Annotated in this window: 20 protein-coding genes; 9 read left to right on the forward strand and 11 right to left on the reverse strand. The window is 71.1% G+C overall.

Annotated features, from left to right (window positions below; all coding sequences use genetic code 11):
- Position 1: 1 nt before the first annotated feature.
- Together H4W31_RS38435 and H4W31_RS38440 are read right to left on the reverse strand one after the other, a co-directional pair.
- A complete protein-coding gene (locus H4W31_RS38435) occupies positions 2 to 340 on the reverse strand; it encodes a hypothetical protein (RefSeq protein WP_192771091.1) in 339 nt (112 codons plus the stop codon).
- A gap of 199 nt (positions 341 to 539) precedes the next feature.
- Entirely contained in the window at positions 540 to 1,493 is a 954-nt protein-coding gene (locus tag H4W31_RS38440; protein ID WP_192771092.1) for a heme o synthase, read from the reverse strand.
- 259 nt (positions 1,494 to 1,752) lie between these two features.
- Here H4W31_RS38440 and tkt point away from each other — a divergent pair, with 259 nt between their 5' ends.
- From tkt to pgl, 6 genes are read left to right on the forward strand one after another with little or no spacing between them, the layout of a single operon-like run.
- Entirely contained in the window at positions 1,753 to 3,891 is a 2,139-nt protein-coding gene (gene tkt, locus H4W31_RS38445) for a transketolase (protein ID WP_192771093.1), read from the forward strand.
- A 17-nt stretch (positions 3,892 to 3,908) separates the two neighbouring features.
- The gene (gene tal / locus H4W31_RS38450; RefSeq protein WP_192771094.1) at positions 3,909 to 5,096 is read left to right on the forward strand and encodes a transaldolase; all 1,188 of its coding nucleotides are present in this window, start codon (positions 3,909 to 3,911) and stop codon (positions 5,094 to 5,096) included.
- A complete protein-coding gene (locus H4W31_RS38455; protein ID WP_192771095.1) occupies positions 5,093 to 6,766 on the forward strand; it encodes a glucose-6-phosphate isomerase in 1,674 nt (557 codons plus the stop codon). Before tal ends, H4W31_RS38455 begins: the two co-directional genes overlap by 4 nt.
- Positions 6,767 to 6,798: 32 nt before the next feature.
- Positions 6,799 to 8,334, forward strand: a complete 1,536-nt coding sequence (zwf, locus tag H4W31_RS38460; RefSeq protein WP_192771096.1) for a glucose-6-phosphate dehydrogenase — start codon at positions 6,799 to 6,801, stop codon at positions 8,332 to 8,334.
- 45 nt (positions 8,335 to 8,379) lie between these two features.
- The gene (locus H4W31_RS38465) at positions 8,380 to 9,384 is read left to right on the forward strand and encodes a glucose-6-phosphate dehydrogenase assembly protein OpcA (RefSeq protein ID WP_192771097.1); all 1,005 of its coding nucleotides are present in this window, start codon (positions 8,380 to 8,382) and stop codon (positions 9,382 to 9,384) included.
- Positions 9,381 to 10,145, forward strand: a complete 765-nt coding sequence (gene pgl / locus H4W31_RS38470) for a 6-phosphogluconolactonase (RefSeq protein ID WP_192771098.1) — start codon at positions 9,381 to 9,383, stop codon at positions 10,143 to 10,145. Before H4W31_RS38465 ends, pgl begins: the two co-directional genes overlap by 4 nt.
- A 108-nt stretch (positions 10,146 to 10,253) precedes the next feature.
- On the opposite strand, the gene H4W31_RS38475 is transcribed toward pgl, so the two are convergent.
- The 8 genes from H4W31_RS38475 to rapZ all read right to left on the reverse strand — a co-directional run bounded on the left by H4W31_RS38475 (position 10,254) and on the right by rapZ (position 17,533).
- Complete coding sequence (locus H4W31_RS38475) at positions 10,254 to 10,598, reverse strand: RNA polymerase-binding protein RbpA (RefSeq protein WP_192771099.1); 345 nt, start codon at positions 10,596 to 10,598, stop codon at positions 10,254 to 10,256.
- A 159-nt stretch (positions 10,599 to 10,757) separates the two neighbouring features.
- Positions 10,758 to 11,012: a preprotein translocase subunit SecG gene (gene secG, locus H4W31_RS38480; protein WP_192771100.1), complete on the reverse strand. Its 255-nt coding sequence runs from the start codon at positions 11,010 to 11,012 to the stop codon at positions 10,758 to 10,760.
- A gap of 51 nt (positions 11,013 to 11,063) precedes the next feature.
- Positions 11,064 to 11,828 carry a triose-phosphate isomerase gene (gene tpiA / locus H4W31_RS38485; RefSeq protein ID WP_192772727.1) on the reverse strand — a complete coding sequence of 255 codons (765 nt, stop codon included), beginning with the start codon at positions 11,826 to 11,828 and terminating at the stop codon, positions 11,064 to 11,066.
- 35 nt (positions 11,829 to 11,863) lie between these two features.
- Positions 11,864 to 13,063 carry a phosphoglycerate kinase gene (locus H4W31_RS38490; protein ID WP_192771101.1) on the reverse strand — a complete coding sequence of 400 codons (1,200 nt, stop codon included), beginning with the start codon at positions 13,061 to 13,063 and terminating at the stop codon, positions 11,864 to 11,866.
- Positions 13,060 to 14,064 (reverse strand): type I glyceraldehyde-3-phosphate dehydrogenase, encoded by a 1,005-nt coding sequence (gene gap / locus H4W31_RS38495; RefSeq protein ID WP_192771102.1) that lies wholly within the window; start codon positions 14,062 to 14,064, stop codon positions 13,060 to 13,062. The genes H4W31_RS38490 and gap overlap by 4 nt, the downstream gene beginning before the upstream one ends.
- 476 nt (positions 14,065 to 14,540) lie before the next feature.
- Positions 14,541 to 15,521, reverse strand: a complete 981-nt coding sequence (gene whiA / locus H4W31_RS38500; protein ID WP_192771103.1) for a DNA-binding protein WhiA — start codon at positions 15,519 to 15,521, stop codon at positions 14,541 to 14,543.
- Positions 15,522 to 15,593: 72 nt separating this feature from the next.
- Entirely contained in the window at positions 15,594 to 16,553 is a 960-nt protein-coding gene (locus H4W31_RS38505) for a gluconeogenesis factor YvcK family protein (RefSeq protein ID WP_192771104.1), read from the reverse strand.
- Between the two features lie 2 nt (positions 16,554 to 16,555).
- Entirely contained in the window at positions 16,556 to 17,533 is a 978-nt protein-coding gene (rapZ, locus tag H4W31_RS38510; RefSeq protein ID WP_225945903.1) for an RNase adapter RapZ, read from the reverse strand.
- 190 nt (positions 17,534 to 17,723) lie between these two features.
- On the opposite strand from rapZ, the gene H4W31_RS38515 reads away from it, so the two are divergent.
- The 3 genes from H4W31_RS38515 to H4W31_RS38525 are packed head-to-tail and all read left to right on the forward strand — an operon-like array spanning position 17,724 to position 20,472.
- Complete coding sequence (locus tag H4W31_RS38515) at positions 17,724 to 18,461, forward strand: helix-turn-helix domain-containing protein (protein WP_318783648.1); 738 nt, start codon at positions 17,724 to 17,726, stop codon at positions 18,459 to 18,461.
- Positions 18,458 to 19,750, forward strand: coding sequence for an MFS transporter (locus H4W31_RS38520; protein ID WP_192771105.1), 1,293 nt, complete (start codon positions 18,458 to 18,460; stop codon positions 19,748 to 19,750). Before H4W31_RS38515 ends, H4W31_RS38520 begins: the two co-directional genes overlap by 4 nt.
- A 29-nt stretch (positions 19,751 to 19,779) precedes the next feature.
- Positions 19,780 to 20,472, forward strand: a complete 693-nt coding sequence (locus H4W31_RS38525; protein WP_192771106.1) for a DUF4760 domain-containing protein — start codon at positions 19,780 to 19,782, stop codon at positions 20,470 to 20,472.
- On the opposite strand, the gene H4W31_RS38530 is transcribed toward H4W31_RS38525, so the two are convergent.
- Positions 20,469 to 21,140 (reverse strand): hypothetical protein, encoded by a 672-nt coding sequence (locus tag H4W31_RS38530; protein WP_318783649.1) that lies wholly within the window; start codon positions 21,138 to 21,140, stop codon positions 20,469 to 20,471. The two genes, H4W31_RS38525 and H4W31_RS38530, sit on opposite strands and share 4 nt — an antisense overlap.
- Between the last annotated feature and the right edge of the window lie 18 nt (positions 21,141 to 21,158).

A 21,158-nucleotide genomic window follows, 5' to 3' on the forward strand; every position in this document is an offset into this window, starting at 1 on the left:
ATCAACGAGCCATGGTACGACGAGCCATCGACCGCCATAGATCGTGACCCGGACGCATCTGGTCCATCAGTTCCCGCTCCCATTCATTCTCAACGGCGACCCCCGCCTTGGCGCAGGCCAGTCGCGCGACATCGGTGCTCTCCGCGAACTGGTCAGCCCACACGCCGTCCTCCCCCACGAGGACAATGCGCGCGCCCCGCTTGCCGACGTACTCGATGACCGCCTTCGCGCCGCCGTGGCCGGCGGCAAACGACTGGATGCCAGAGACCAGACCATTGGGGGTCTGGCCCGCGACGGCGGTCTGATCGGCCGTCGGCGTCGTATCGGAACCATCTGCCATAACGCGAAGCCTAAGCAGACTTCGACCGGCATGCGGGGCGCCTACCGATATTTTGTGATGCCAATTACTGTCGGTTTACCGTTCCGACCGCGCATCTTCGTCCGATTTTTCGGGCTATAAGTGACCAAATTAAAGCCACAATTCACGTTTAAAGCCGACAAACAGGACGAACGGTGACGTAACCACCCGAAACCGGAGGTCAGAGCAGCGCGTCCACCGCGACGGCGGCGAAGAGGATCGTGAGATACGTGATGGACCAGTGGAACAGCCGCATCGGCTTCAACGACTCGCCGCGCCGGGACCGCTGGCTCAGCCGGTGGGACTCCGCGATGAACATCCCGCCGGCCGCCAGGGCCGTGATGCCGTAGACCGGGCCCATGCCCAGCGGCCACAGCAGCACCGAGGTCAGCACCGTCAGCCAGGTGTAAAAGACGATCTCCAGGTTGACCCGGCGGATCGAGGCCACCACCGGCAGCATCGGAATGCCGGCCCGGCGGTAGTCGTCCTTGAACTTGATCGCCAACGCGTAGAAGTGCGGCAACTGCCAGAAGAACACCACCGCGAAGAGCCCCCAGGCGCGCGGCGCCAGCGACCCGGTCACCGCGGCCCAGCCGATCAGCACCGGTGCCGAGCCGCAGATGCCGCCCCAGAAGGTGTTCTGCGACGTGTTCCGCTTGAGCCACATCGTGTAGACGACGTCGTAGTAGACGATCGCGGCCAGGGTCAGCGCGGTGGCCAGCCAGTTGGTGAAGACCGCCATCAGGGTCACCGAGATCACCGCCAGCACCAGCCCGAAGACCAGCGCGTTGCGCGGCGCGACGGTGTGCGTCGGCAACGGGCGACGCTTGGTCCGCTGCATCAACTGGTCGATGTCCCGGTCGATGTAGCAGTTGAGCGCGTTGGCGGCACCGGCGGCCAGCGAGCCGCCCAGCAGCACCACGGCGACCAGCCAGAGCGACGGCAGGCCGTCGGCGGCCAGCATCATCGTCGGCACGGTGGTGATGAGCAGCAGCTCGACGATCCGCGGCTTGGTCAGCGCGACGTACGCCCTGATCCGGGCCGCGGCGTCAGCGCGCCGGGACACCTCGCGGTCGGCCGTCGTCCCCGCACTCGGGGCACCGCCGGTCGCGGGGCGCTCGGTGATCGTGCTCACGGATTGCCACCTTCCGGCGTCGACACAGGGGAGAACGGTGCGTAACAGCGTGGGCGGCGGGCGACCAGCCGGACCAGCATGCCGACCGACAGCCTACGCGTCGCCGTTTGCGCTGCCCGGGCGACCCTTCAACGGTGCGAACGATCACACTCCCGACGAAGCGGCGCACTGGTGGCGACATCCGGGGGTTGGGTTTCGGAAGCGGTCGCTAGGGTCATCAGTGAGGGTTCCGCCCATCTGTTGAGGAGCGCACACGATCGTGGCTGACAATCGACCCGCCCAAGACTCGCTGAGCTGGTCCGATCTCGACCAGCGTGCCGTCGACACCGCCCGCGTGCTGGCCATAGACGCCGTCGAGAAATCCGGCAACGGCCATCCGGGTACGGCGATGAGTCTCGCGCCCGCCGCCTACCTGCTGTTCAACCGGGTGATGCGGCACGACCCGACCGACCCCGACTGGACCGGCCGGGACCGGTTCGTCCTCTCCGCAGGGCACAGCAGCCTCACGCTCTACGTCCAGCTCTACCTCAGCGGTTACGGGCTGGGCCTGAGCGACCTCAAGTCGTTGCGCCAGTGGGGATCCCTGACCCCGGGCCACCCCGAGCACGGTCACACCCGGGGAGTCGAGACCACCACCGGCCCGCTCGGCCAGGGGCTCGGCAACGCCGTCGGAATGGCGATGGCGGCCCGCCGGGAACGCGGCCTGCTGGACCCGGACGCCCCGGCCGGCACCTCGCCGTTCGACCACCACATCTGGTGCATCGCCTCGGACGGCGACATCGAGGAGGGGATCAGCCACGAGGCCAGCGCGCTCGCCGGACACCAGAAGCTCGGCAACCTCGTCCTGATCTACGACGACAACGAGATCTCGATCGAGGACGACACCCGGATCGCCAAGAGCGAGGACGTCTCCGCCCGGTACGCCGCGTACGGCTGGCACGTGCAGACCGTGGACTGGCGTACCGGCGACGCGGACCAGGGCGACTACCACGAGAACCTCGAGGAGCTGTACGCCGCGCTGCTCGCCGCGAAGGCGGAGACCGACCGGCCCTCGTTCATCGCGCTGCGCACCATCATCGGCTGGCCGGCCCCGACCAAGCAGAACACCGGCAAGATCCACGGCTCGGCGCTCGGTGCCGACGAGGTGGCCGCGACCAAGAAGCTGCTCGGCTTCGACCCGGGGCAGCACTTCGAGGTCGACGACGAGGTGCTGGCGCACGCCCGGCAGGTGCTCGAACGCGGCCGGACCGCACACACCGAGTGGGAGACCGGGTACCAGTCGTGGGCCGGGGCGAACCCGGAGGGTAAGGCGCTGCACGACCGGCTGGCCAGCCGTACGCTGCCGACCGGCTGGACCGACGCGCTGCCCGAGTTCCCGGCCGACGCCAAGGGCATCGCCACCCGGGCCGCCTCCGGCAAGGTGCTCCAGGCCCTCGCCCCGGTGCTGCCGGAACTCTGGGGCGGCTCCGCCGACCTGGCCGAGAGCAACAACACCACGATGGAGGGCGAGCCCTCCTTCATCCCCAGCGAGTACGCGACCAAGGCGTTCCCGGGCAACGAGTACGGCCGGGTCCTGCACTTCGGCATCCGCGAGCACGCCATGGGTGCGATCCTGAACGGTATCGCCCTGCACGGCGGCACCCGGCCGTACGGCGGCACCTTCCTGGTGTTCAGCGACTACATGCGCCCGGCGGTACGGCTCGCCGCGCTGATGAAGCTGCCGGTGACGTACGTCTGGACGCACGACTCGATCGGCCTCGGCGAGGACGGGCCGACCCACCAGCCGGTCGAGCACCTGACCGCGCTGCGGGCCATTCCCGGGCTCGACGTGATCCGGCCGGCCGACGCCAACGAGACCGCCTGGGCCTGGCGGCGGGCGCTGGAGCAGACCGACCGGCCGGCCGCGCTGGCGCTGAGCCGGCAGCCGCTGCCGACGCTTGACCGCAGCGAACTGGCCGGGGCCGACCAGACGGCCAAGGGCGGTTACGTGCTGGCCGAGGCGTCGAACGCGCAGCCGGAGGTGATCCTCATGGGCACCGGTTCCGAGGTGCAGCTCTGCCTCACCGCCCGGGACCGGCTGGAGGCCGATGGCACCCCGACCCGGGTCGTCTCGATGCCCTGCCAGGAGTGGTTCCGGGAGCAGGACTCGGCCTACCAGGAATCCGTGCTCCCCCGCGACGTCAAGGCCCGGGTCAGCGTCGAGGCCGGCATCGCGATGTCCTGGCGCGACCTGATCGGCGACGCCGGCGAGGCCGTGAGCCTGGAGCACTACGGCGCGAGCGCGCCGCACACCGTGCTCTTCGAGCAGTTCGGATTCACCCCCGACCGGATCGTGGCGGCCGCGCACGCGTCGCTGACCCGGATCGGTTCCATCACTGGTACGACCACCGGAAACTAAAGGGAGCGTTGGCGAACATGACGGACCGGTTGGGTGAGCTCACCGCCGCGGGCGTGGCGGTCTGGCTCGACGATCTTTCAAGGGTACGGCTCAGTTCGGGCAACCTGGACCAGTTGCGTCGGGAGAAGCACCTGGTCGGGGTGACCACCAACCCGACGATCTTCGCGAAGGCGCTCAGCGACGCCGACGAGTACAGCTGGCAGCTGCGTGACCTCGCCATGCGTGGGGTGACCGTCGAGGAGACGGTCCGGATGCTCACCACGTACGACGTGCGCTGGGCCTGCGACGTGATGCGCCCGGCGTACGACAGCAGTGCCGGCGTCGACGGTCGGGTCTCCATCGAGGTGGACCCGCGGCTGGCGTACGAGACTGAGAAGACCGTGGCCGAGGCGAAGGCGCTGTGGTGGCTGGTCGACCGGCCGAACCTGTTCATCAAGATCCCGGCGACCGAGGCCGGGCTGCCGGCGATCACCGCCACCCTCGCCGAGGGGATCAGCGTGAACGTGACGCTGATCTTCGGACTGGACCGCTACTCGCAGGTGATGGAGGCCTTCCTGGCCGGCCTGGAGCAGGCGAAGGCGAACGGGCACGACCTGACGAAGATCGCCTCGGTGGCGTCCTTCTTCGTCTCCCGGGTCGACTCCGAGGTCGACAAGCGGCTGGACAAGCTCGGCGCCGCCGGCCGGCCGGACCTCGCCGCGCTGAAGGGCAAGGCGGCGGTCGCCAACGCCCAGCTGGCGTACGAGCGCTACTCGGAGGTGTTCTCCTCCGACCGGTGGCAGGCGCTGGCCGACGCGGGCGCCCACCCGCAGCGCCCGCTCTGGGCGTCGACCTCCACCAAGAACCCCGAGTACCGGGACGTGATCTACGTCGAGGAACTGATCGCGCCGGGGACCGTGAACACCATGCCGGAGCCGGTGATCGACGCGTACGCCGACCACGGCGAGGTGCGCCCGGACGCCGTCACCGGCGCGTACACGCAGGCCCGTGAGGTCTTCACCGGACTGGCCGCGGCCGGCGTCGACTTCGACGACGTGATCGCCACCCTGGAACGCGAGGGTGTGGAGAAGTTCGAGGCCAGCTGGCTGGAGCTGCTGGACGGCGTACGGAAGTCGCTCGAAGCGGCGGCCGAGGGCGCCGGGAAGCCCGGCCGGGCCGCCCAGGACAACGCGGCAGCGGCGCAGCGCGCGGGAGGTAATGCATGAGCGAGGACCTGTTGGACGGCGGATGTGAGGGGGCGGCCGGACTCGCGGTGTACGGCGCGGACGCGGTCGACGCGGAGGCTCCGGCGTCGGCTCGGGCCGCGCTGCTCGCCGAGGACGTGCCGGCCCGGCTGACGCAGAAGGACCCGACGCTGTGGGGGACGGAGGCGCAGGCCGAGGCGGCGGTCCGGCTCGGCTGGGTGGACACCTTCCGGCGCAGTCGGGAGTTGCTGCCGCAGCTCGCCGAGCTGAAGGCGGAACTCGCCGACCTGGACCACGTGGTGCTGGCCGGGATGGGCGGCTCCTCGCTGGCCCCCGAGGTGATCACCCGTACCCTCGGCAGGTCGCTGACCGTGCTGGACACCACCGATCCCGGGCAGGTCCGGTCGGCGATCGCCGACCGGCTGGACCGGACCGTCGTGGTGGTGGCCAGCAAGTCCGGTTCGACGGTGGAGACCGACAGCCACCGGCGGGCGTACTGGCAGGCGTTCCTCGACTCCGGGCTGACCGAGGCCGAGGCCGGCCGGCGCTTCGTCGTGGTCACCGATCCGGGCTCGCCGCTGGCCGACACCGCCGCCGAGATGGGTGCCTTCGTGGTGCTCGCCGACCCGGAGGTGGGCGGGCGGTACTCCGCGCTGACCGCCTTCGGGCTGGTCCCGTCGGCCCTGGCCGGGGTCGAGGTCGCGGAACTGCTCGACCAGGCCGAGGAGCTGTTCGACGCGCTCGGCGGCGACCGGGACAACCCGGGGCTGGCGCTCGGCGCCGCGCTCGGCGCGGCGGCCACCAACGGGCGGGACAAGGTCGCGTTGATCCCGGACGGCACCGGCATCGACGGCCTCGGTGACTGGGCCGAACAGTTGATCGCCGAGTCCACCGGCAAGAACGGCGTCGGGATCCTGCCGGTGGTGATCGAGGACCCGAGCAGTCCCGGGGCGACCGGACCGGACGTACTGACCCTGACCTACGGCGGCGGGCTGCCGGCCGGAGCGGTGCCGGGCGGCGGGATCCGGCCGCAGGTGGCCGTGAACGGCCCGCTGGGCGCGCACTTCCTGGCCTGGGAGTACGCCACCGCGGTCGCCGGTGTGGTGCTCGGGATCGACCCGTTCAACCAGCCGAACGTCACCGAGTCCAAGGAGAACACCAACCGGCTGCTCGGCACCGGCCTGCCGGTCGAGGCGCCGACGTTCGTGGACGACGGGGTCGAGGGGTACTGGTTCCCGGGCGGGAGCCAGCAGGAGGCGCCGCTCCCCGGCGACCTGGCCGGCGCGCTGCGGCTGCTGCTGGACGGGCTGGCCGACGGCGGCTACCTGGCCGTGATGGCGTACCTGGACCGGTTCGCCGACGCCAAGGCCGGGCAGGTACGCCCCGGACTCGCCGCCGCCTCCGGTCGACCGGTCACCTTCGGCTGGGGCCCACGCTTCCTGCACTCGACCGGTCAGTACCACAAGGGCGGTCCGCAGCTCGGCTCGTTCCTGCAGATCACCGGGGACGTGGCCGAGGACCTCGCGGTGCCCGGCAAGCCGTACTCCTTCGCGCAGTTGCAGGCGGCGCAGGCCGCGGGCGACCGGCAGGCGCTCGCCGAGCGGGGCCGTGCCGTCCTACGGCTACACCTTCCCGACCGGGCCGCCGGGGTACCGCACGTGCTGGACGCGGTACGGGGTCTGCGGAGTTGACGACGAGCCGGCATGCTGACAGTGGAGGTCGGATGAGCCAAGGAGAGGAAGCCGTGAATCCGCTGCGCGACCCGCAGGACCGGCGGCTGCCACGGATCCCGGAGCCGTGTGCGCTGGTGATCTTCGGCGTGACCGGCGACCTGGCCCGTAAGAAGCTGCTGCCGGCGGTGTACGACCTGGCCAACCGGGGATTGCTGCCGCCCGGCTTCGTGGTGCTCGGGTTCGCCCGGCGGGACTGGGGCGACGGCGACTTCGAAACGGTGGCCCGGGAGGCGGCCCAGGCGCACGCCCGGACCCCCTGGCGTGAAGAGGTCTGGGCCCGGCTGGCCGGCAACATCAAGTTCGTCGGCGGCTCGTTCGACGACGACGCGGCGTTCGACCACCTGGTCGCCGCGCTGGACGAGTTGCGCGACACCCACGGCATCGCCGGCAACGCCGCGTTCTACTTCTCCATCCCACCGGCGGCGTTCCCGACCGTGCTCAAGCAGCTCGCCCGGACCGGCATGTCCGACAACGACAAGTCCGGCGGCTGGCGCCGGGTGGTGGTGGAGAAGCCGTTCGGGCACGACCTGCCCTCGGCGAAGGCGCTCAACGATCTGGTCGACGACGTCTTCACCCGGGAGGACGTCTTCCGGATCGACCACTACCTGGGTAAGGAGACGGTCCAGAACATCCTCGCCCTGCGGTTCGCCAACAACCTCTTCGAGCCGCTGTGGAATTCCAAGTACGTCGACTCGGTGCAGATCACCATGGCCGAGGACGTCGGCATCGGCTCGCGGGCCGGCTTCTACGACGCCACCGGGACCGCCCGGGACGTGCTCCAGAACCACCTGCTGCAACTGCTCGCCCTGGTCGCGATGGAGGAACCGACCAGCTTCGACGCCAGCGAGATCCGGGCCGAGAAGCTGAAGGTGCTCCGCGCGATCACCCTGCCGAAGGACGTCAGCACCGGCACGGTCCGGGGGCAGTACCTGCCCGGCTGGGTGGCCGGAAAGCGGGCGGTCGGCTACCTCGAGGAGGAGGGCGTACCGACCGACTCGACCACCGAGACCTACGTCGCCGTCCGGCTCGGCATCCAGAACCGGCGCTGGGCCGAGGTGCCGTTCTACATCCGGGCCGGCAAGCGGCTGCCGCGCCGGGTGACCGAGGTCGCGATCATGTTCAAGAAGGCGCCGCACCTGCCGTTCAACCCCGCCGACATGGAGATGCTCGGCAACAACCAGCTCGTGATCCGGGTCCAGCCGGACGAGGGCGTGGTGCTGAAGTTCGGTTCCAAGGTCCCCGGTACGACCATGGAGGTCCGGGACATCGCGATGGACTTCCAGTACGGCGAGGCGTTCACCGAGTCCAGCCCCGAGGCGTACGAGCGGCTGGTGCTGGACGTGCTGATCGGGGATCGGACGCTCTTCCCCGACGCGGCCGAGGTCGAACAGAGCTGGCAGGTGATCGACCCGCTGGAGGAGGCCTGGGACGGTGTCAAGCCGGAGCCGTACCGGGCCGGCGAGTGGGGTCCGCGGGCGGCGGACGAGCTGCTGGCCCGCGAGAGCCGGGCGTGGCGCCGGGCGTGATCCTCCGAGGATCCCAACAACTACCACCAGCACCAGGAGGCACCGTTGATCGGCTTGTGGGACACCACCGGTAACGAGGTGGTGAAGGCGCTGGCCGCCGAACGGCGCAGCGCGGGCGGGGTGGCCAGCGGAATGGCGCTCACCCTGATCGTGGTGGTCGACGAGGCGCATGTCCGGGAGGCCGAGGCGGCGGTGACCATCGCCTCGGCGGCGCACCCGTGCCGGATGGTGGTCGTCGTCCGCTCCGACATCGAACGTGACCGCAACCGGCTCGACGCCGAGATCGTGGTCGGCGGTCGACTCGGTCCGGGCGAGGCGGTGGTGACCCGGATGTTCGGCCGGCTCGCCCTGCACGCCGAGTCGGTGGTGATGCCGCTGCTGGTGCCGGACGTACCGGTGGTGACCTGGTGGCACAGCGCGCCACCGTCGGAGATCGCCAACGACTTCCTCGGGGTGGTGGCGGATCGCCGGATCACGGACAGCGCCCAGGCACCCGATCCGGTGGAGGCGCTGCGGCAGCGGGCCCGGGACTACGCCCCGGGGGACACCGATCTGGCCTGGACCCGGATCACGCCCTGGCGCACCCTGGTCGCCGGCGCCTTCGACACCACCGAGGGCAACCAGGTCACCTCGGCCACCGTGGTGGCGCCGCACACCGACCCGACCGCGGCGCTGATGATCGGTTGGCTGAAGGCCCGGCTGGGGCTCAATCCGCAGTGGCAGCACACCAGCGAGTTCCCCCGGATGCGTTCCGTCGAGCTGCGCTGTGCCAACGGCGACGAGATGGTGCTGAGCCGGGAGGACAGCCAGGCGACGTTCCGCCGCACTGGGCAGGCCGACCGGAAGTTGCCGCTGGTCCGCCGGCCACTCGGAGACGAGCTGGCCGAGGAGCTGCGCCGGCTGGACCCCGACCAGATCTACGCCGACGCGTTGGGCGCCGCCGCCGGGATCTCCGACCTGGACTCCCGGCCGTCCCAGCGGGTGCACATCTGGAAGGACCCGTCCAAGCAGCCGTCCAGCGCCGCCGCGCAGGGAGTGGCCACGGCGTGACCCACACGACTCTCGTGGTGCACGCCGACCCCGACCTCCTCGCCCAGGCCGTCGCCGCCCGACTGGTCGTCAAGGTGATCGACGCGCAGGCGGAGCGGGGCCAGGCGAGCATCGTGCTGACCGGCGGCCGGATCGCCGCGGCCGTCTACCGGGCGGTCCGGGACCTGCCGGCCCGGGACGCCGTCGACTGGTCCCGGGTCGACGTCTGGTGGGGCGACGAACGCTTCCTGCCGGCCGGGCATCCGGACAGGAACGAGACCCAGGCCCGCGCCGCCCTGCTCGATCATCTGCCGTTGAGCCCGGCGCGGGTGCATCCGATGCCACCCTCGGACGGGCCGGACGGCGCTGACCCGGAGGCCGCCGCCGCCCGGTACGCCGAGACCCTGGCCACGGCGGCACGGCCGGCGGCCCTGCCCCACTTCGACGTGCTGATGCTCGGGGTGGGTGAGGACGGCCACGTCGCCTCGATCTTCCCGGAGCACCCGGTCGGCTACGAGACCCGCGCGGTGTCGGCGGTCCGGGGTAGCCCCAAGCCGCCGCCGGTCCGGACCACCCTGACCCGGTCGACGATCAACAGCGCCGAGGAGGTGTGGTTGATCGCCGCCGGTGCCGACAAGTCGGCCGCCGTCCGGATGGCGCTGGCCGGTGCCGGGCCGGTGCAACTGCCGGCGGCCGGGGTCCACGGGGTGGGTGCCACCCGGTGGCTGTTGGACCGGGCCGCCGCGGCCGAGGTCGCGCCGACGTTCCGTAGCCTGCGCTGACCTACCGGCTCCCGGAAACGGCGCCTAAGCACGACCCCCGGCTCAGCGTGACGACGACCCGGCGCTCGGCTCGGTGTGACGGCCCAGCGCCCGGGTCGGCGTGACGGGTCAGCGCCGGCCGCGGCGCTGGCGCAACTCGGCCAGCGCCTCGGCGAGGATCGCCTCGGCGTCCGCCTCGCTCCGCCGCTCCTTCACGTAGGCCAGGTGCGACTTGTAGGGCTCGGCCCGCTGCCGCCCCGGCGGATTCTGCACGTCCTGCCCGGCCGGCTGCCCGCAGTGCGGGCAGTCCCAGGTGACCGGGGGCTCCGCCTCGGCCGCCAGCAGGATCTCCACCGTGTGCCCGTTGGCACACCAGTAGCTGACCGGGCGGCGGGGGGCGGGTTCACATCGTTCGGTCGGCCGGGCTGGCCCGGCACCAACTCGGCTGCCACGGATGGCACTGCCACTTGGCACGGCTGCTCGCTCCGTTCGTCAGAGGGGGTCCGCCACGACAACGGCGGTATGACGCGGTGGGCGTATGGCACGGTGCGGCGCAGACAACTGCGCGCGGCCCACGTTAGCGGACCGCGCGCAGTTTGTACGCCCTGGGTCGGTTGGAAACGACCCAAATTGTCAGGTGGTCTCGGCGAGCCTCAGCCACAGGCCCAAGCCCACGATGCAGGCAAACCAGACAAGACTCACCAGAACGGTGTAACGGTCAAGATTCTTCTCGGCGACCGAGGAGCCGGCCAGGCTGGAGCTGACCCCTCCGCCGAACATGCTCGACATCCCGCCGCCCTTGCCCCGATGCAGCAGGATCAGCATGGTGAGCACCAGGCTCGTGATGACCAGCAACACGATCAACGTGTATGCGAACCAGATCGGCATGGTAGGGGTCAGTCCTCTCAGCTACGCGGGGCCCGTCAAGGATAGCGACCGTCAGCGCGCGATGTGCTCCGGGAACCGGCAGATCTGCACGAAGTCCTCGGCGTCCAGGCTAGCCCCGCCGACCAGCGCGCCATCCACGTCAGGCTGCGCCATGATAGCCGCGATGTTGGCCGCCTTCACCGACCCCCCGTAAAGTACCCGGACCTGGTCGGCCGTGGCCTGGCCGTGCAGCTCGGCGATCCGCGCCCGAATCGCCCCGCAGACCTCCTGGGCGTTCTCCGGAGTGGCGGTCTTGCCGGTGCCGATCGCCCAGACCGGCTCGTAGGCGACGACCACCTTGAGCACCTGCTCGGCGGTCAGCCCGGCCAGCGCACCGTCGAGCTGGTCACGGGTGTACGCCACCTGCCCCTCGGCCTCGCGGATCTCCAGCCCCTCGCCGACGCAGAGGATCGGGGTCAGCTCGTTCGCCAGCGCCGCCTTGACCTTGGTGTTGACCACGGCGTCGTCCTCGTGGTGGTACGCCCGCCGCTCGGAGTGGCCGACAACGACGTAGCCGCAGCCAAGCGCGGCCAGCATCGCCCCGGAGATCTCCCCGGTGTACGCCCCCGACTTGTGCGGCGACAGGTCCTGCGCGCCGTACCCGATCAGCAGCTTGTCGCCGTCGACCAGGGTCTGCACGGTACGCAGGTCGGTGAAGGGCGGCAGTACCACCGTCTCGACGTCGGTCAACTGCTTCTCGTTGAGGCTCGCGGCGAGCTTCTGGATCAGCAGGTTGGCTTCCCTGTGATTCAGGTTCATCTTCCAGTTGCCGGCCATCAGGGGCCGGCGGGCGGGCGTGGTGGGGGTGGCCACTATTGCTCCAGAGCGAGGATGCCGGGGAGGGCCTTGCCCTCCAGGTATTCCAGCGAGGCTCCCCCGCCGGTGGAGATGTGCCCGAACGACGACTCGTCCAGGCCGAGCGCCCGCACCGCAGCGGCGGAGTCACCGCCACCGACCACGGTGAAGCCCTTCACACCGGTGATCGCCTCGGCCACGCCCCGGGTACCGGCGGCGAACGGAGCCAGCTCGAAGACGCCCATCGGGCCGTTCCAGAACACCGTACGGGCCGTACCGATCGCCTCGGCGAACTCGGAGACGGTCCGGGGGCCGATGTCCAGGCCGAGCCGGTCGGCCGGGATCTGGTCGACCGGCACCGTGTCGTGCCCGGCGTCCGCGCTGAACTCGGTCGCCGCGACCACGTCGACCGGCAGCACGATCCGGCCGGCGCCGCGCTCCAACAGCTCGCGGCAGGTGTCGAGCATCTCCTCTTCGAGCAGCGACTTCCCCACCTCGTGCCCCTGGGCGCGGAGGAAGGTGAAGCACATTCCGCCGCCGATTAGCAGCTTGTCGACGGTGGGCAGCAGCGCCTCGATCACGGCGAGCTTGTCGGAGACCTTCGAACCGCCGAGCACCACCACGTACGGCCGCTCCGGCTCGTGCCGCAGCCGCGCCAGTACCTCGACCTCACGCAGCACCAGCCGGCCCGCGACGTGCGGCAACCGGGCCGGTACGTCGTACACGCTGGCGTGCTTGCGGTGCACGGCACCGAACGCGTCGTCGACGTACGCGACCGCGAGCGCGGCGAGCTGGTCGGCGAAGGCGCCCCGCTCGGCGTCGTCCTTGCTGGTCTCGCCCGGGTTGAACCGCAGGTTCTCCAGCAGGGCGACCTGCCCGTCGCCGAGCCCCTCGACCGTCTTGCGGGCGGACTCGCCGACCGTGTCGGCGGCGAACGCCACCGGGGAGCCGAGCAGCTCACCCAGGCGGGTGGCCACCGGGGCCAGGCTGTACTTCGGGTCGGGCGCGCCCTTGGGGCGGCCCAGGTGCGAGCAGACCACGACCGCCGCCCCGGCGTCCCGCAACGCGGTCAGCGTCGGCAGGACGGCCCGGATCCGGCCGTCATCCGTGATGGCGCCGCTCTTCTTGTCGAGGGGCACGTTCAGGTCGGCGCGTACCAGCACGCGCCGACCTGACACCCCCTCGGCGAGAAGATCGTCGAGGTTGCGGATGCTCACAGCGACTTGCCTACCAACTTGACCAGGTCGACGAGGCGGTTGGAGTAGCCCCACTCGTTGTCGTACCAGCCGACGACCTTGACCTGGTTGCCGATCACCTTGGTCAGCCCCGAGTCGAAGATGCACGAGGCCGGGTCGGTGACGATGTCGCTGGAGACGATCTCGTCCTCGGTGTAGGTGAGGATGCCCTTGAGCGGCCCCTCGGCGGCGGCCTTCATCGCGGCGTTGATCTCTTCCACCGAGGTGTCCCGGCCGGCGTCGATCGTCAGGTCGGTGGCCGAACCGGTCGGGATCGGCACCCGCAGCGCGAAGCCGTCCAGCTTGCCCTTGAGGTCCGGCAGCACCAGGCCGATCGCCTTGGCGGCGCCGGTCGAGGTCGGGACGATGTTCAGCGCGGCGGCGCGGGCCCGACGGAGGTCCTTGTGCGGGCCGTCCTGGAGGTTCTGGTCCTGGGTGTACGCGTGGATGGTGGTCATCAGCCCCTTCTCGATGCCCACCGTGTCCCGCAGCACCTTCGCCATCGGCGCGAGGCAGTTGGTGGTGCACGAGGCGTTGGAGATGATGTTGTGCTTCGCCGGGTCGTACGACTCGTGGTTGACGCCCATCACGACCGTGACGTCCTCGTTCTTGGCCGGCGCCGAGATGATGACCTTCTTGGCCCCGCCGTCGATGTGCGCCTTGGCCTTGGTGGCGTCGGTGAAGAAGCCGGTCGACTCGATCACCACGTCGACACCCAGGTCGGCCCAGGGCAGCTTGCCCGGGTCCTTCTCGGCGAACACCTTGAGGGTGTGCCCACCCACGGTGATCTCGTCGGCGCTCGCCTTGACCTCCTGCGGCAGCCGGCCGAGGATGCTGTCGTACTTGACCAGGTGCGCCAGCGTGGCGTTGTCGGTCAGGTCGTTCGCGCCGACCACCTCGACGTCGGCGCCGGACGCGAGCACCGCGCGGAAGAAGTTGCGGCCGATCCGGCCGAAGCCGTTGATGCCAACCCGGATGGTCACTGGGTCCATCTCCTCGTGTGTTCTGGTTCGCCGCCGTGAGCCAAGCGGCGGCGAAGGTGGGTGCGCCGACCGCTGAAGTCGGCCGCTGATTGTCACCCGGCCACCCCGCCGCGACCCGACCTGACCGCGTCGAGGCGATGGCCCCGAGGCGGAGAGCGCGGCGAGAAGCCGGTTCCGGCCCCGTCGCCGTACGCTGCGACCCTATCCGAGCGCGGGACGTCGCGCTGCGTCGGGGCATAATCCGACCCGTCCCCCGCGCGGACTCCGGTCAGATCCGGCTGACCTGGGGGTTGGATCGGACCGCCGGGGCGGGACGACGCCGGCCCGGGGTGGAAACGAGCCCCCCGGGGGCGGGAGCGGACCGGCCCGGAGGTGGAAACGGGCCCGGCGGTGGAAGTGGGCCGGTGACGGACGGCAAGATGCCCCTTCGGGCGAAGGTGGCCCGCCCGTCATCGCGGCGGCCAGCGCCGACCGGCTCAGACCGCGAGCATGTCCGGGGTCACCGCCGCCTCGGTGTCCGGGATGCCGAGGTCGCGGGCCCGCTTGTCGGCAAGGGCCAGCAGCCGCCGGATCCGGCCGGCGATGGCGTCCTTGGTCAGCGGCGGATCGGCCAGGGCGCCCAACTCCTCAAGGGATGCCTGCCGGTGCTCCAGCCGCAGCCGGCCGGCCGAGGTGAGGTGGTTGGGGGCGTCCTCGGCCAGGATCTCCAGGGCCCGGGTCACCCGGGCGGCGGCGGCGACCGCGGCCCTGGCCGAACGGCGCAGGTTGGCGTCGTCGAAGTTGGCCAGCCGGTTGGCGGTGGCCCGCACCTCGCGGCGGACCCGGCGCTCCTCCCAGGACAGCACGCTGGAGTGCGCGCCGATCCGGGTCAGCAGCGCGGCGATCGCGTCGCCGTCCTTGACCACCACCCGGTCGACGCCACGGACCTCCCGGGCCTTCGCGGTGATGCCGATCCGCCGGGCGGCACCGACCAGGGCGAGCGCGGACTCCGGCCCCGGGCAGGTGATCTCCAGCGCGCAGGACCGGCCGGGCTCGGTCAGCGACCCGTGGGCCATGAACGCGCCCCGCCAGGCCGACACGGCGCAGCAGACGTTCGCCGCCACCACGTGCGGCGGCAGGCCACGCACCGGCCGGCCGCGCACGTCGAGCAGGCCGGTCTGCCGGGCCAGTGCCTCGCCGTCCTTGACCACCCGGACGATGTAGTGGCTGCCCTTGCGCAGGCCGCCGGAGGCGAGTACGTGGATTTCGCTCGGATAGCCGTAGACCTCGGCGATCTCGCGGCGGAGCCGGCGGGCCACCGCTCCGGTGTCGAGTTCGGCCTCGACCACCACCCGTCCGGAGACGATGTGCAGTCCACCCGCGAAACGCAGCAGGGCGGCCATCTCCGCCCGCCGGCAGCAGGGTTTGGGCACGTCGACCCGGCTCAGCTCGTCCTTGACCGCAGCCGTCATCGCCATCTTGTCGTCACCTCGTGAGCCGATTCCGGCGGGTGCCGGTGATTTCGTACGTGCTTCGTGATTCGTACGTGCTTAACGATCGGCGCCCAGGAGAGGCACCAGCGCGGCTCCCAGCGCTGCCGGATCGTGCTGGGGACCACCGTCCGGTACGGCCACCGGGGCGAGCACGAGCCGCGCACCCAGCGATTCTGCCGCACGATGCACCGGCTCGGGGTCACCCACCGCCTTTCCGTCCGCGACCACCGCGTCGACCTTGAGTTCCGGCAGGTACCAGCCGAGTGCCGCCAGGTGGTCGGCGAGCGACAGGTCGAGGGTCTCCGCCTCGTTGGCGAGGTTGAGCGTGACCAGCCGTCGGGCCGGGCTGGCGACGATGGCGGCGGCCAGATCCGGTACCAGCAGGTGCGGGATCACGCTGGTGTACCAACTGCCGGGGCCGAAGATCAGCCAGTCGGCGTCCCGCACCGCCGCGAGCGCCTCCGGGCAGGCGGCCGGGCCCTGCGGGGTGAGGCGCACCGACTCGACCCGGCCGTCGGTGACCGCGACCGCGTGCTGTCCGCGTACGGTCAGCACCGCACCGGGCCGGCGCGGGTCGGCGCCGCGTACCCGGGCCTCGATCCCCACCGGATGGCAGGACATCGGCAGCACCCGGCCGACTGCTCCGAGCATTCCCGCGGCGTGGTCCAGCGCGGCCACCGGGTCGTCGAGCAGCTCCATCAGCCCACACAGTACGAGGTTGCCGACGGCGTGCCCGGCCAGCGGATCACGCCCCGCGCCGCCGCTGTCGAACCGGTGCTGGAACAGGTCGGCGCTGCGCCGCGTGGCGGGCCGGTCCGCCGCCAGCGCGGCGAGTGCCTGCCGCAGGTCACCCGGCGGCAGGGCGCCGCGGTCGGCACGGAGCCGCCCGCTGGAGCCGCCGTCGTCGCCCACGGTCACCACGGCGGTGATGTTCAGGTCCAGGTCGGGGGCGCAGTGCCGCAGCGCCCGCAGCGACGCCGCCAGGCCGTGTCCGCCGCCGAACGCGACGACTCGCATTCTCACTCGCGCCCCAGGTCGCGGTGCTGCGCGTTGGCGGCGAGCCGGGCCTGCCGGAGTCGGGAGGCGAGTTCCTCGGCGATCGCCACGCTACGGTGCTTGCCGCCGGTGCAGCCGACGGCCACCGTCAGGTAGCGCTTCCCCTCGCGCTCGAAACCGGGCGCCGTCGCGTTGATCAACCGGGCGTACGTCTCGACGAAGGTCACCGCGCCACGCTGCCCGAGTACGTACCGGCTGACGTCCTCGTCCCGACCGGTGTGCTCGCGCAGCTCCGTCACCCAGTACGGGTTGGGTAGGAACCTGGCGTCGAGCACGAAGTCGGCGTCCGGCGGCAGGCCGTACTTGAAGCCGAAGGAGAGCACCGTGACCCGCAGCCGACGGGCGTCCTCGCCGCCGAACAACTCCTCCACCCGGCGCCGGAGCTGGTTCACGTTGAGGTGGCTGGTGTCGATGATCACGTCGGCCAGGTCGCGGGCCTCTTCGAGCAGCCCCCGCTCGACCGCGATGCCGTCGGCGAGCCGACCGTCCCCCTGGAGCGGATGCGAGCGCCGGACGCTCTCGAAGCGCCGGATCAGTACCTCGTCGTCGGCGTCCACGAAGACCACCCGGGGCTGGAAGCCACGCTCCTTGAGTGCCCGGATCGCCCCGGCGAGGTCGGTGGAGAAGGCCCGGCTGCGCACGTCGAGCACCATCGCGGTCTTCCGGGCCGCCCCGCCGGCCTGGAATGCCAGTTCGGCCATGTCGATCATGAGCGCCTGGGGCAGGTTGTCGACGACGTAGAAGCCGACGTTCTCCAGCGCCCGGGCGACGGTGCTGCGACCGCCGCCGGAGACCCCGGTCACCACGACCAGGGCCGTGTCGGACCGGGTCGGGTCCGCCTCGGATCGGACCTGCACCGGTCGTACCCCCTCCGGTCCCGGCTCCGCCTCGGGCTTCTCGCCCGTCGGCGAGCCGTCGGTCGCCACCCGCGTTTCGCTCATGCTCCACCCCCAGCCGTGCACGCCTGCCGGATCGACGGTACGCGCCGATGGGCACGTTCCCGAGCGGTCGACCATCCGGCGAGGTTGGAGACGTAATCTACCCGGCCGTCGCAATCCGGCCGGCCGCCGGGGCCGCGCGGTCCGGCGTCCAAACTTGCTAAAGAGGTCTCTAGAAAGATATCTTTAGAATATGATGAAGCCCGAGATTCGGCTGACCGATCCGCGTGCTCTCCGGGGGTTCGCGCACCCGCTGCGGATGACGCTGGTCGGGCTGCTCCGCCGGGAGGGCCCGATGACGGCGACCCAGGCCGCCGAGCGCCTCGACGAGAGCGTCCCGAACTGCTCCTACCACCTGCGCCAGCTCGCCAGGTACGGCCTCGCCGAGCGGGCCGAGGGCGCCGACGCGCGGGAACGGCCATGGCGGGCCACCGCGAGCTCCACCACCTGGGACGACCTCTCCGACGACCCGGCGGTACGCGCGGCGGCCAACGAACTGAACGCGAGCATCCTGGAGCACTACTTCATCCGGGCCCGGGCACACCTGGCGGAGCGCGCCTTCGAACCGGTCGACTGGCGGGCCGTGCTCGGCTTCGGCGACGCGCTGGTGCACGTGACGGCGGCGGAGCTGGCCGACCTGAACGGCCGGATCGAAGCCCTGCTCGCCGAGTACGACGAGCGCCTGCACGACCCGTCGACCCGGCCCGCCGACTCCCGGCCGGTCGGCGTCATCCAACTGCTCGTGCCCACCGGACCCCCGCCGGGGACCGAACCCGCGTCGCCGGCCACGACCCCCGCCCCGGACGCCGACGCCGACGCGGACACCGCCCTCGACGCCGACGCCGACGCCGACGACGATGCGGATGCGGATGCGGATGCGGACGACGACGCCGACTCGGGGCCGGGCTCAGCGACGGAGCCGGGTCGGTGACCGGCACGCTCACCCCGCCGGAGGCTCCGGTCCGGCGTACCCGGCGCTGGTTTCCCGTACTGCTCCGGCAGGCGCCGTTCCGGCGGTACTGGTCGGCACAGACCGTGTCGATGTTCGGCGACCAGATCTCGCTGCTCGCCCTGCCCCTGCTGGCGGTCCTCGGCACCGGAGCCGGCCCCGCCGAGATGGGCTACCTGACCGCCGCCGCGCTGATTCCGAACCTGCTCTTCTCACTGGTCGTCGGCGCCTGGATGGACCGCTACCCGCACAAGCGCCGGATGATGGTGCTCGCCGACCTCGGCCGGGCGCTGCTGCTCGCCGCCGTACCGCTGGCGTACCTCTTCGGCGTACTCAGCCTCGGCCAGCTCTACGTCGTGGCGTTCCTGACCGGCACCCTCGCGATGCTGTTCGAGGTCGCGCACGGCAGCCTGTTCGTGTCGCTGGTGCCCCGGAAGGACTACGTCGACGCCAACGCGCTGATCAACGGCAGCCGGGCGATGTCGTACGTGGCGGGGCCGAGCGTCGGCGGCGTACTCGTCCAGGTGCTCACCGCACCGGTCGCACTGGTCGCCGACGCGGTGTCGTACCTGGTCTCGGCGGCGTTCCTGAGCAGGATCCGACCGACGGAACCGCCGCCGGCCGAGGGTACGGGCCTCGGCATCGGCCAGGGACTGCGGTTCATCGTCCGCTCCCCGATCCTGCGTACGACGCTGCTCAGCACCACCACGCTGAACCTCTTCAACTACATGTTCGCCGCCCTCTTCGTGCTCTACGTCAGCACCGAACTGCACATCTCACCCGGCCTGCTGGGCCTGGTGATCGGGGTGGGCTCGGTGGGCGCACTGCTCGGCGCCGCGATCACCAGTCGACTCGTCCGGCGGTACGGGATCGGCCCGACGATCGTGTCGAGCTTCATCCTGTTCCCCGCTCCCCTGGTGCTGGTGCCGCTCGCCGACGGCCCGACACCGCTGATCCTGGGTGCCCTGGTCGTCTCGGAGTTCCTCGCCGGGTTCGGCGTGATGATGATGGACATCACCGTCGGCTCGCTGCAGACCGCCGCCATCCCGGAGACCATGCTCGCCCGGGTCACCGGCGCGAAGCGCACCGTCAACTACGGCATCCGACCGGTGGGCGCCCTGCTGGGCGGCACGCTGGGCGCCTGGATCGGGGTACGTCCGACGCTCTGGGTCGCCACGGTCGGTGCGCTCGCCGGGTTGCTCTGGTTGCTTCCCTCACCGATCCCCAAGCTGCGCGACCTGCCGGAGCCGGACGGGTCCACGCTGACCTGACATCCGTCGATATCCTGCCGGTAGACGCGATGGGGCGGGGAGAAATGGGCGATGTCGGCAAGCGGCTGGCCGGGACACTGCGCCGGCAGCGAATGCGATGGCGGCTGTCCCGCCGGCCGCTCCGGCTGGTGGTGCAGGCGATCGGACTCGCCGCGCTGGCCTGGACCGGGTTCACGTTCCTGCGTACCGGTGGCGAGATCAACGAGACGGCGGCGTCGATCCTGATCGCCGTGGTGTTCGGGGCGGTCACCGTACTCCAGCAGCGGCAGTCGCAGCGCCGGCAGTACACGGTCGGCCTGATCACCGCATTCCAGAGCGCGGATCCACTCAGCCAGGCGGACGTCTGGATGGCCCGCCGGATCAGCGCGCACCGGCCGGTCGGTGCCGACCTGACCGACGACGACGAGGAGCACGTGCTTCCACTGCTCGACTACTACGAGTTCCTGGCCGTGCTCGCCGTACGCGGCCTGGTCGACGTGCCGCTGCTACTGAACCTGCGCGGCGGCACGATGACCCGGTGCTTCGAGCTGTGCCGGGGGTACGTCGAGGATCGCCGGGTCCTGGCCGGGGGCGAGGTCTACCAGGCGTTGGAGTTGCTGGCGACCGAGTACCGCCGCCGCACGCCGGTACGCCGAACCGGCCCGGTGCGATCCGAGCCGGAGACGCCACCGGCCGGGTCCCCGATGGTGGGGACCCGGCCAGCGGATGATGCGGTGGCTTAGCTGTTGGTCCAGGCGCTGGCGACGAGGTCGGCAGCCTGGTTCTCCCACTTGGCGTACGCGTCCGGGTACGCCGAGACCTGCACCTTCTGCGCGGCGTCGGTCAGCGGCAGGTTCTGCCAGCCGTCGACCTGCCTCAGGCCCTTGAGGAACGCGGTGGTGGAGTACTCCGGATCGGTGATCTGGTCCGGCGAACCCCAACCCGAGGACGGCCGCTGCTGGAACAGACCCAGCGAGTCGTGGTCGTTGCGGTCACCCAGGTGACCCAGGTTCTCCAACTTCGACTCCTGGAGGCTCGTACCGACCGCGATCACGGCGGCACGCTCGTCCAGACCAGCCTTCTTCGTGGCCTTCACGATCGCCTTCACGTTGCCGGACTGCTCACCCGAGAGCCGGATCGACTGCTGCTCGCCCTGCACACCGTGCGGAACCAGCTTGTCCCGGGCCGGCTTGGCCTTGGAATCCCGGTCCTTGTCGCCCTTGACCGAGTTGGCCACCGCCTGGGCCACCGACACCGGCTGGCCCTGCTCCGGGGCGGCCTGTGCCGCCATCGCCGGACCGGCGACCGCGCCGCCGACAAAGGCCAGACCGGCCAGGCCCAGGGCGCTCTTACGGATGATCGAAGTCTGCTCGATGGCCGGGAGCCATCGGCTGAACAGAGTCGTGTTCACGATGGTTGCCTTCCATTC

The organism is Plantactinospora soyae, from assembly GCF_014874095.1.
Taxonomy (GTDB): Bacteria; Actinomycetota; Actinomycetes; order Mycobacteriales; family Micromonosporaceae; genus Plantactinospora; species Plantactinospora soyae.

Bases quoted from the DNA above. Each gene is read 5' to 3' on its own strand.
- H4W31_RS38435 (WP_192771091.1), bottom strand. From the start codon at position 340: ATGGCAGATGGTTCCGATACGACGCCGACGGCCGATCAGACCGCCGTC.
- tal (WP_192771094.1), top strand. From the start codon at position 3,909: ATGACGGACCGGTTGGGTGAGCTCACCGCCGCGGGCGTGGCGGTCTGG.
- H4W31_RS38455 (WP_192771095.1), top strand. From the start codon at position 5,093: ATGAGCGAGGACCTGTTGGACGGCGGATGTGAGGGGGCGGCCGGACTC.
- zwf (WP_192771096.1), top strand. From the start codon at position 6,799: ATGAGCCAAGGAGAGGAAGCCGTGAATCCGCTGCGCGACCCGCAGGAC.
- secG (WP_192771100.1), bottom strand. From the start codon at position 11,012: ATGCCGATCTGGTTCGCATACACGTTGATCGTGTTGCTGGTCATCACG.
- tpiA (WP_192772727.1), bottom strand. From the start codon at position 11,828: ATGGCCGGCAACTGGAAGATGAACCTGAATCACAGGGAAGCCAACCTG.
- whiA (WP_192771103.1), bottom strand. From the start codon at position 15,521: ATGGCGATGACGGCTGCGGTCAAGGACGAGCTGAGCCGGGTCGACGTG.
- H4W31_RS38505 (WP_192771104.1), bottom strand. From the start codon at position 16,553: ATGCGAGTCGTCGCGTTCGGCGGCGGACACGGCCTGGCGGCGTCGCTG.
- rapZ (WP_225945903.1), bottom strand. From the start codon at position 17,533: ATGAGCGAAACGCGGGTGGCGACCGACGGCTCGCCGACGGGCGAGAAG.
- H4W31_RS38515 (WP_318783648.1), top strand. From the start codon at position 17,724: ATGATGAAGCCCGAGATTCGGCTGACCGATCCGCGTGCTCTCCGGGGG.
- H4W31_RS38525 (WP_192771106.1), top strand. From the start codon at position 19,780: ATGGGGCGGGGAGAAATGGGCGATGTCGGCAAGCGGCTGGCCGGGACA.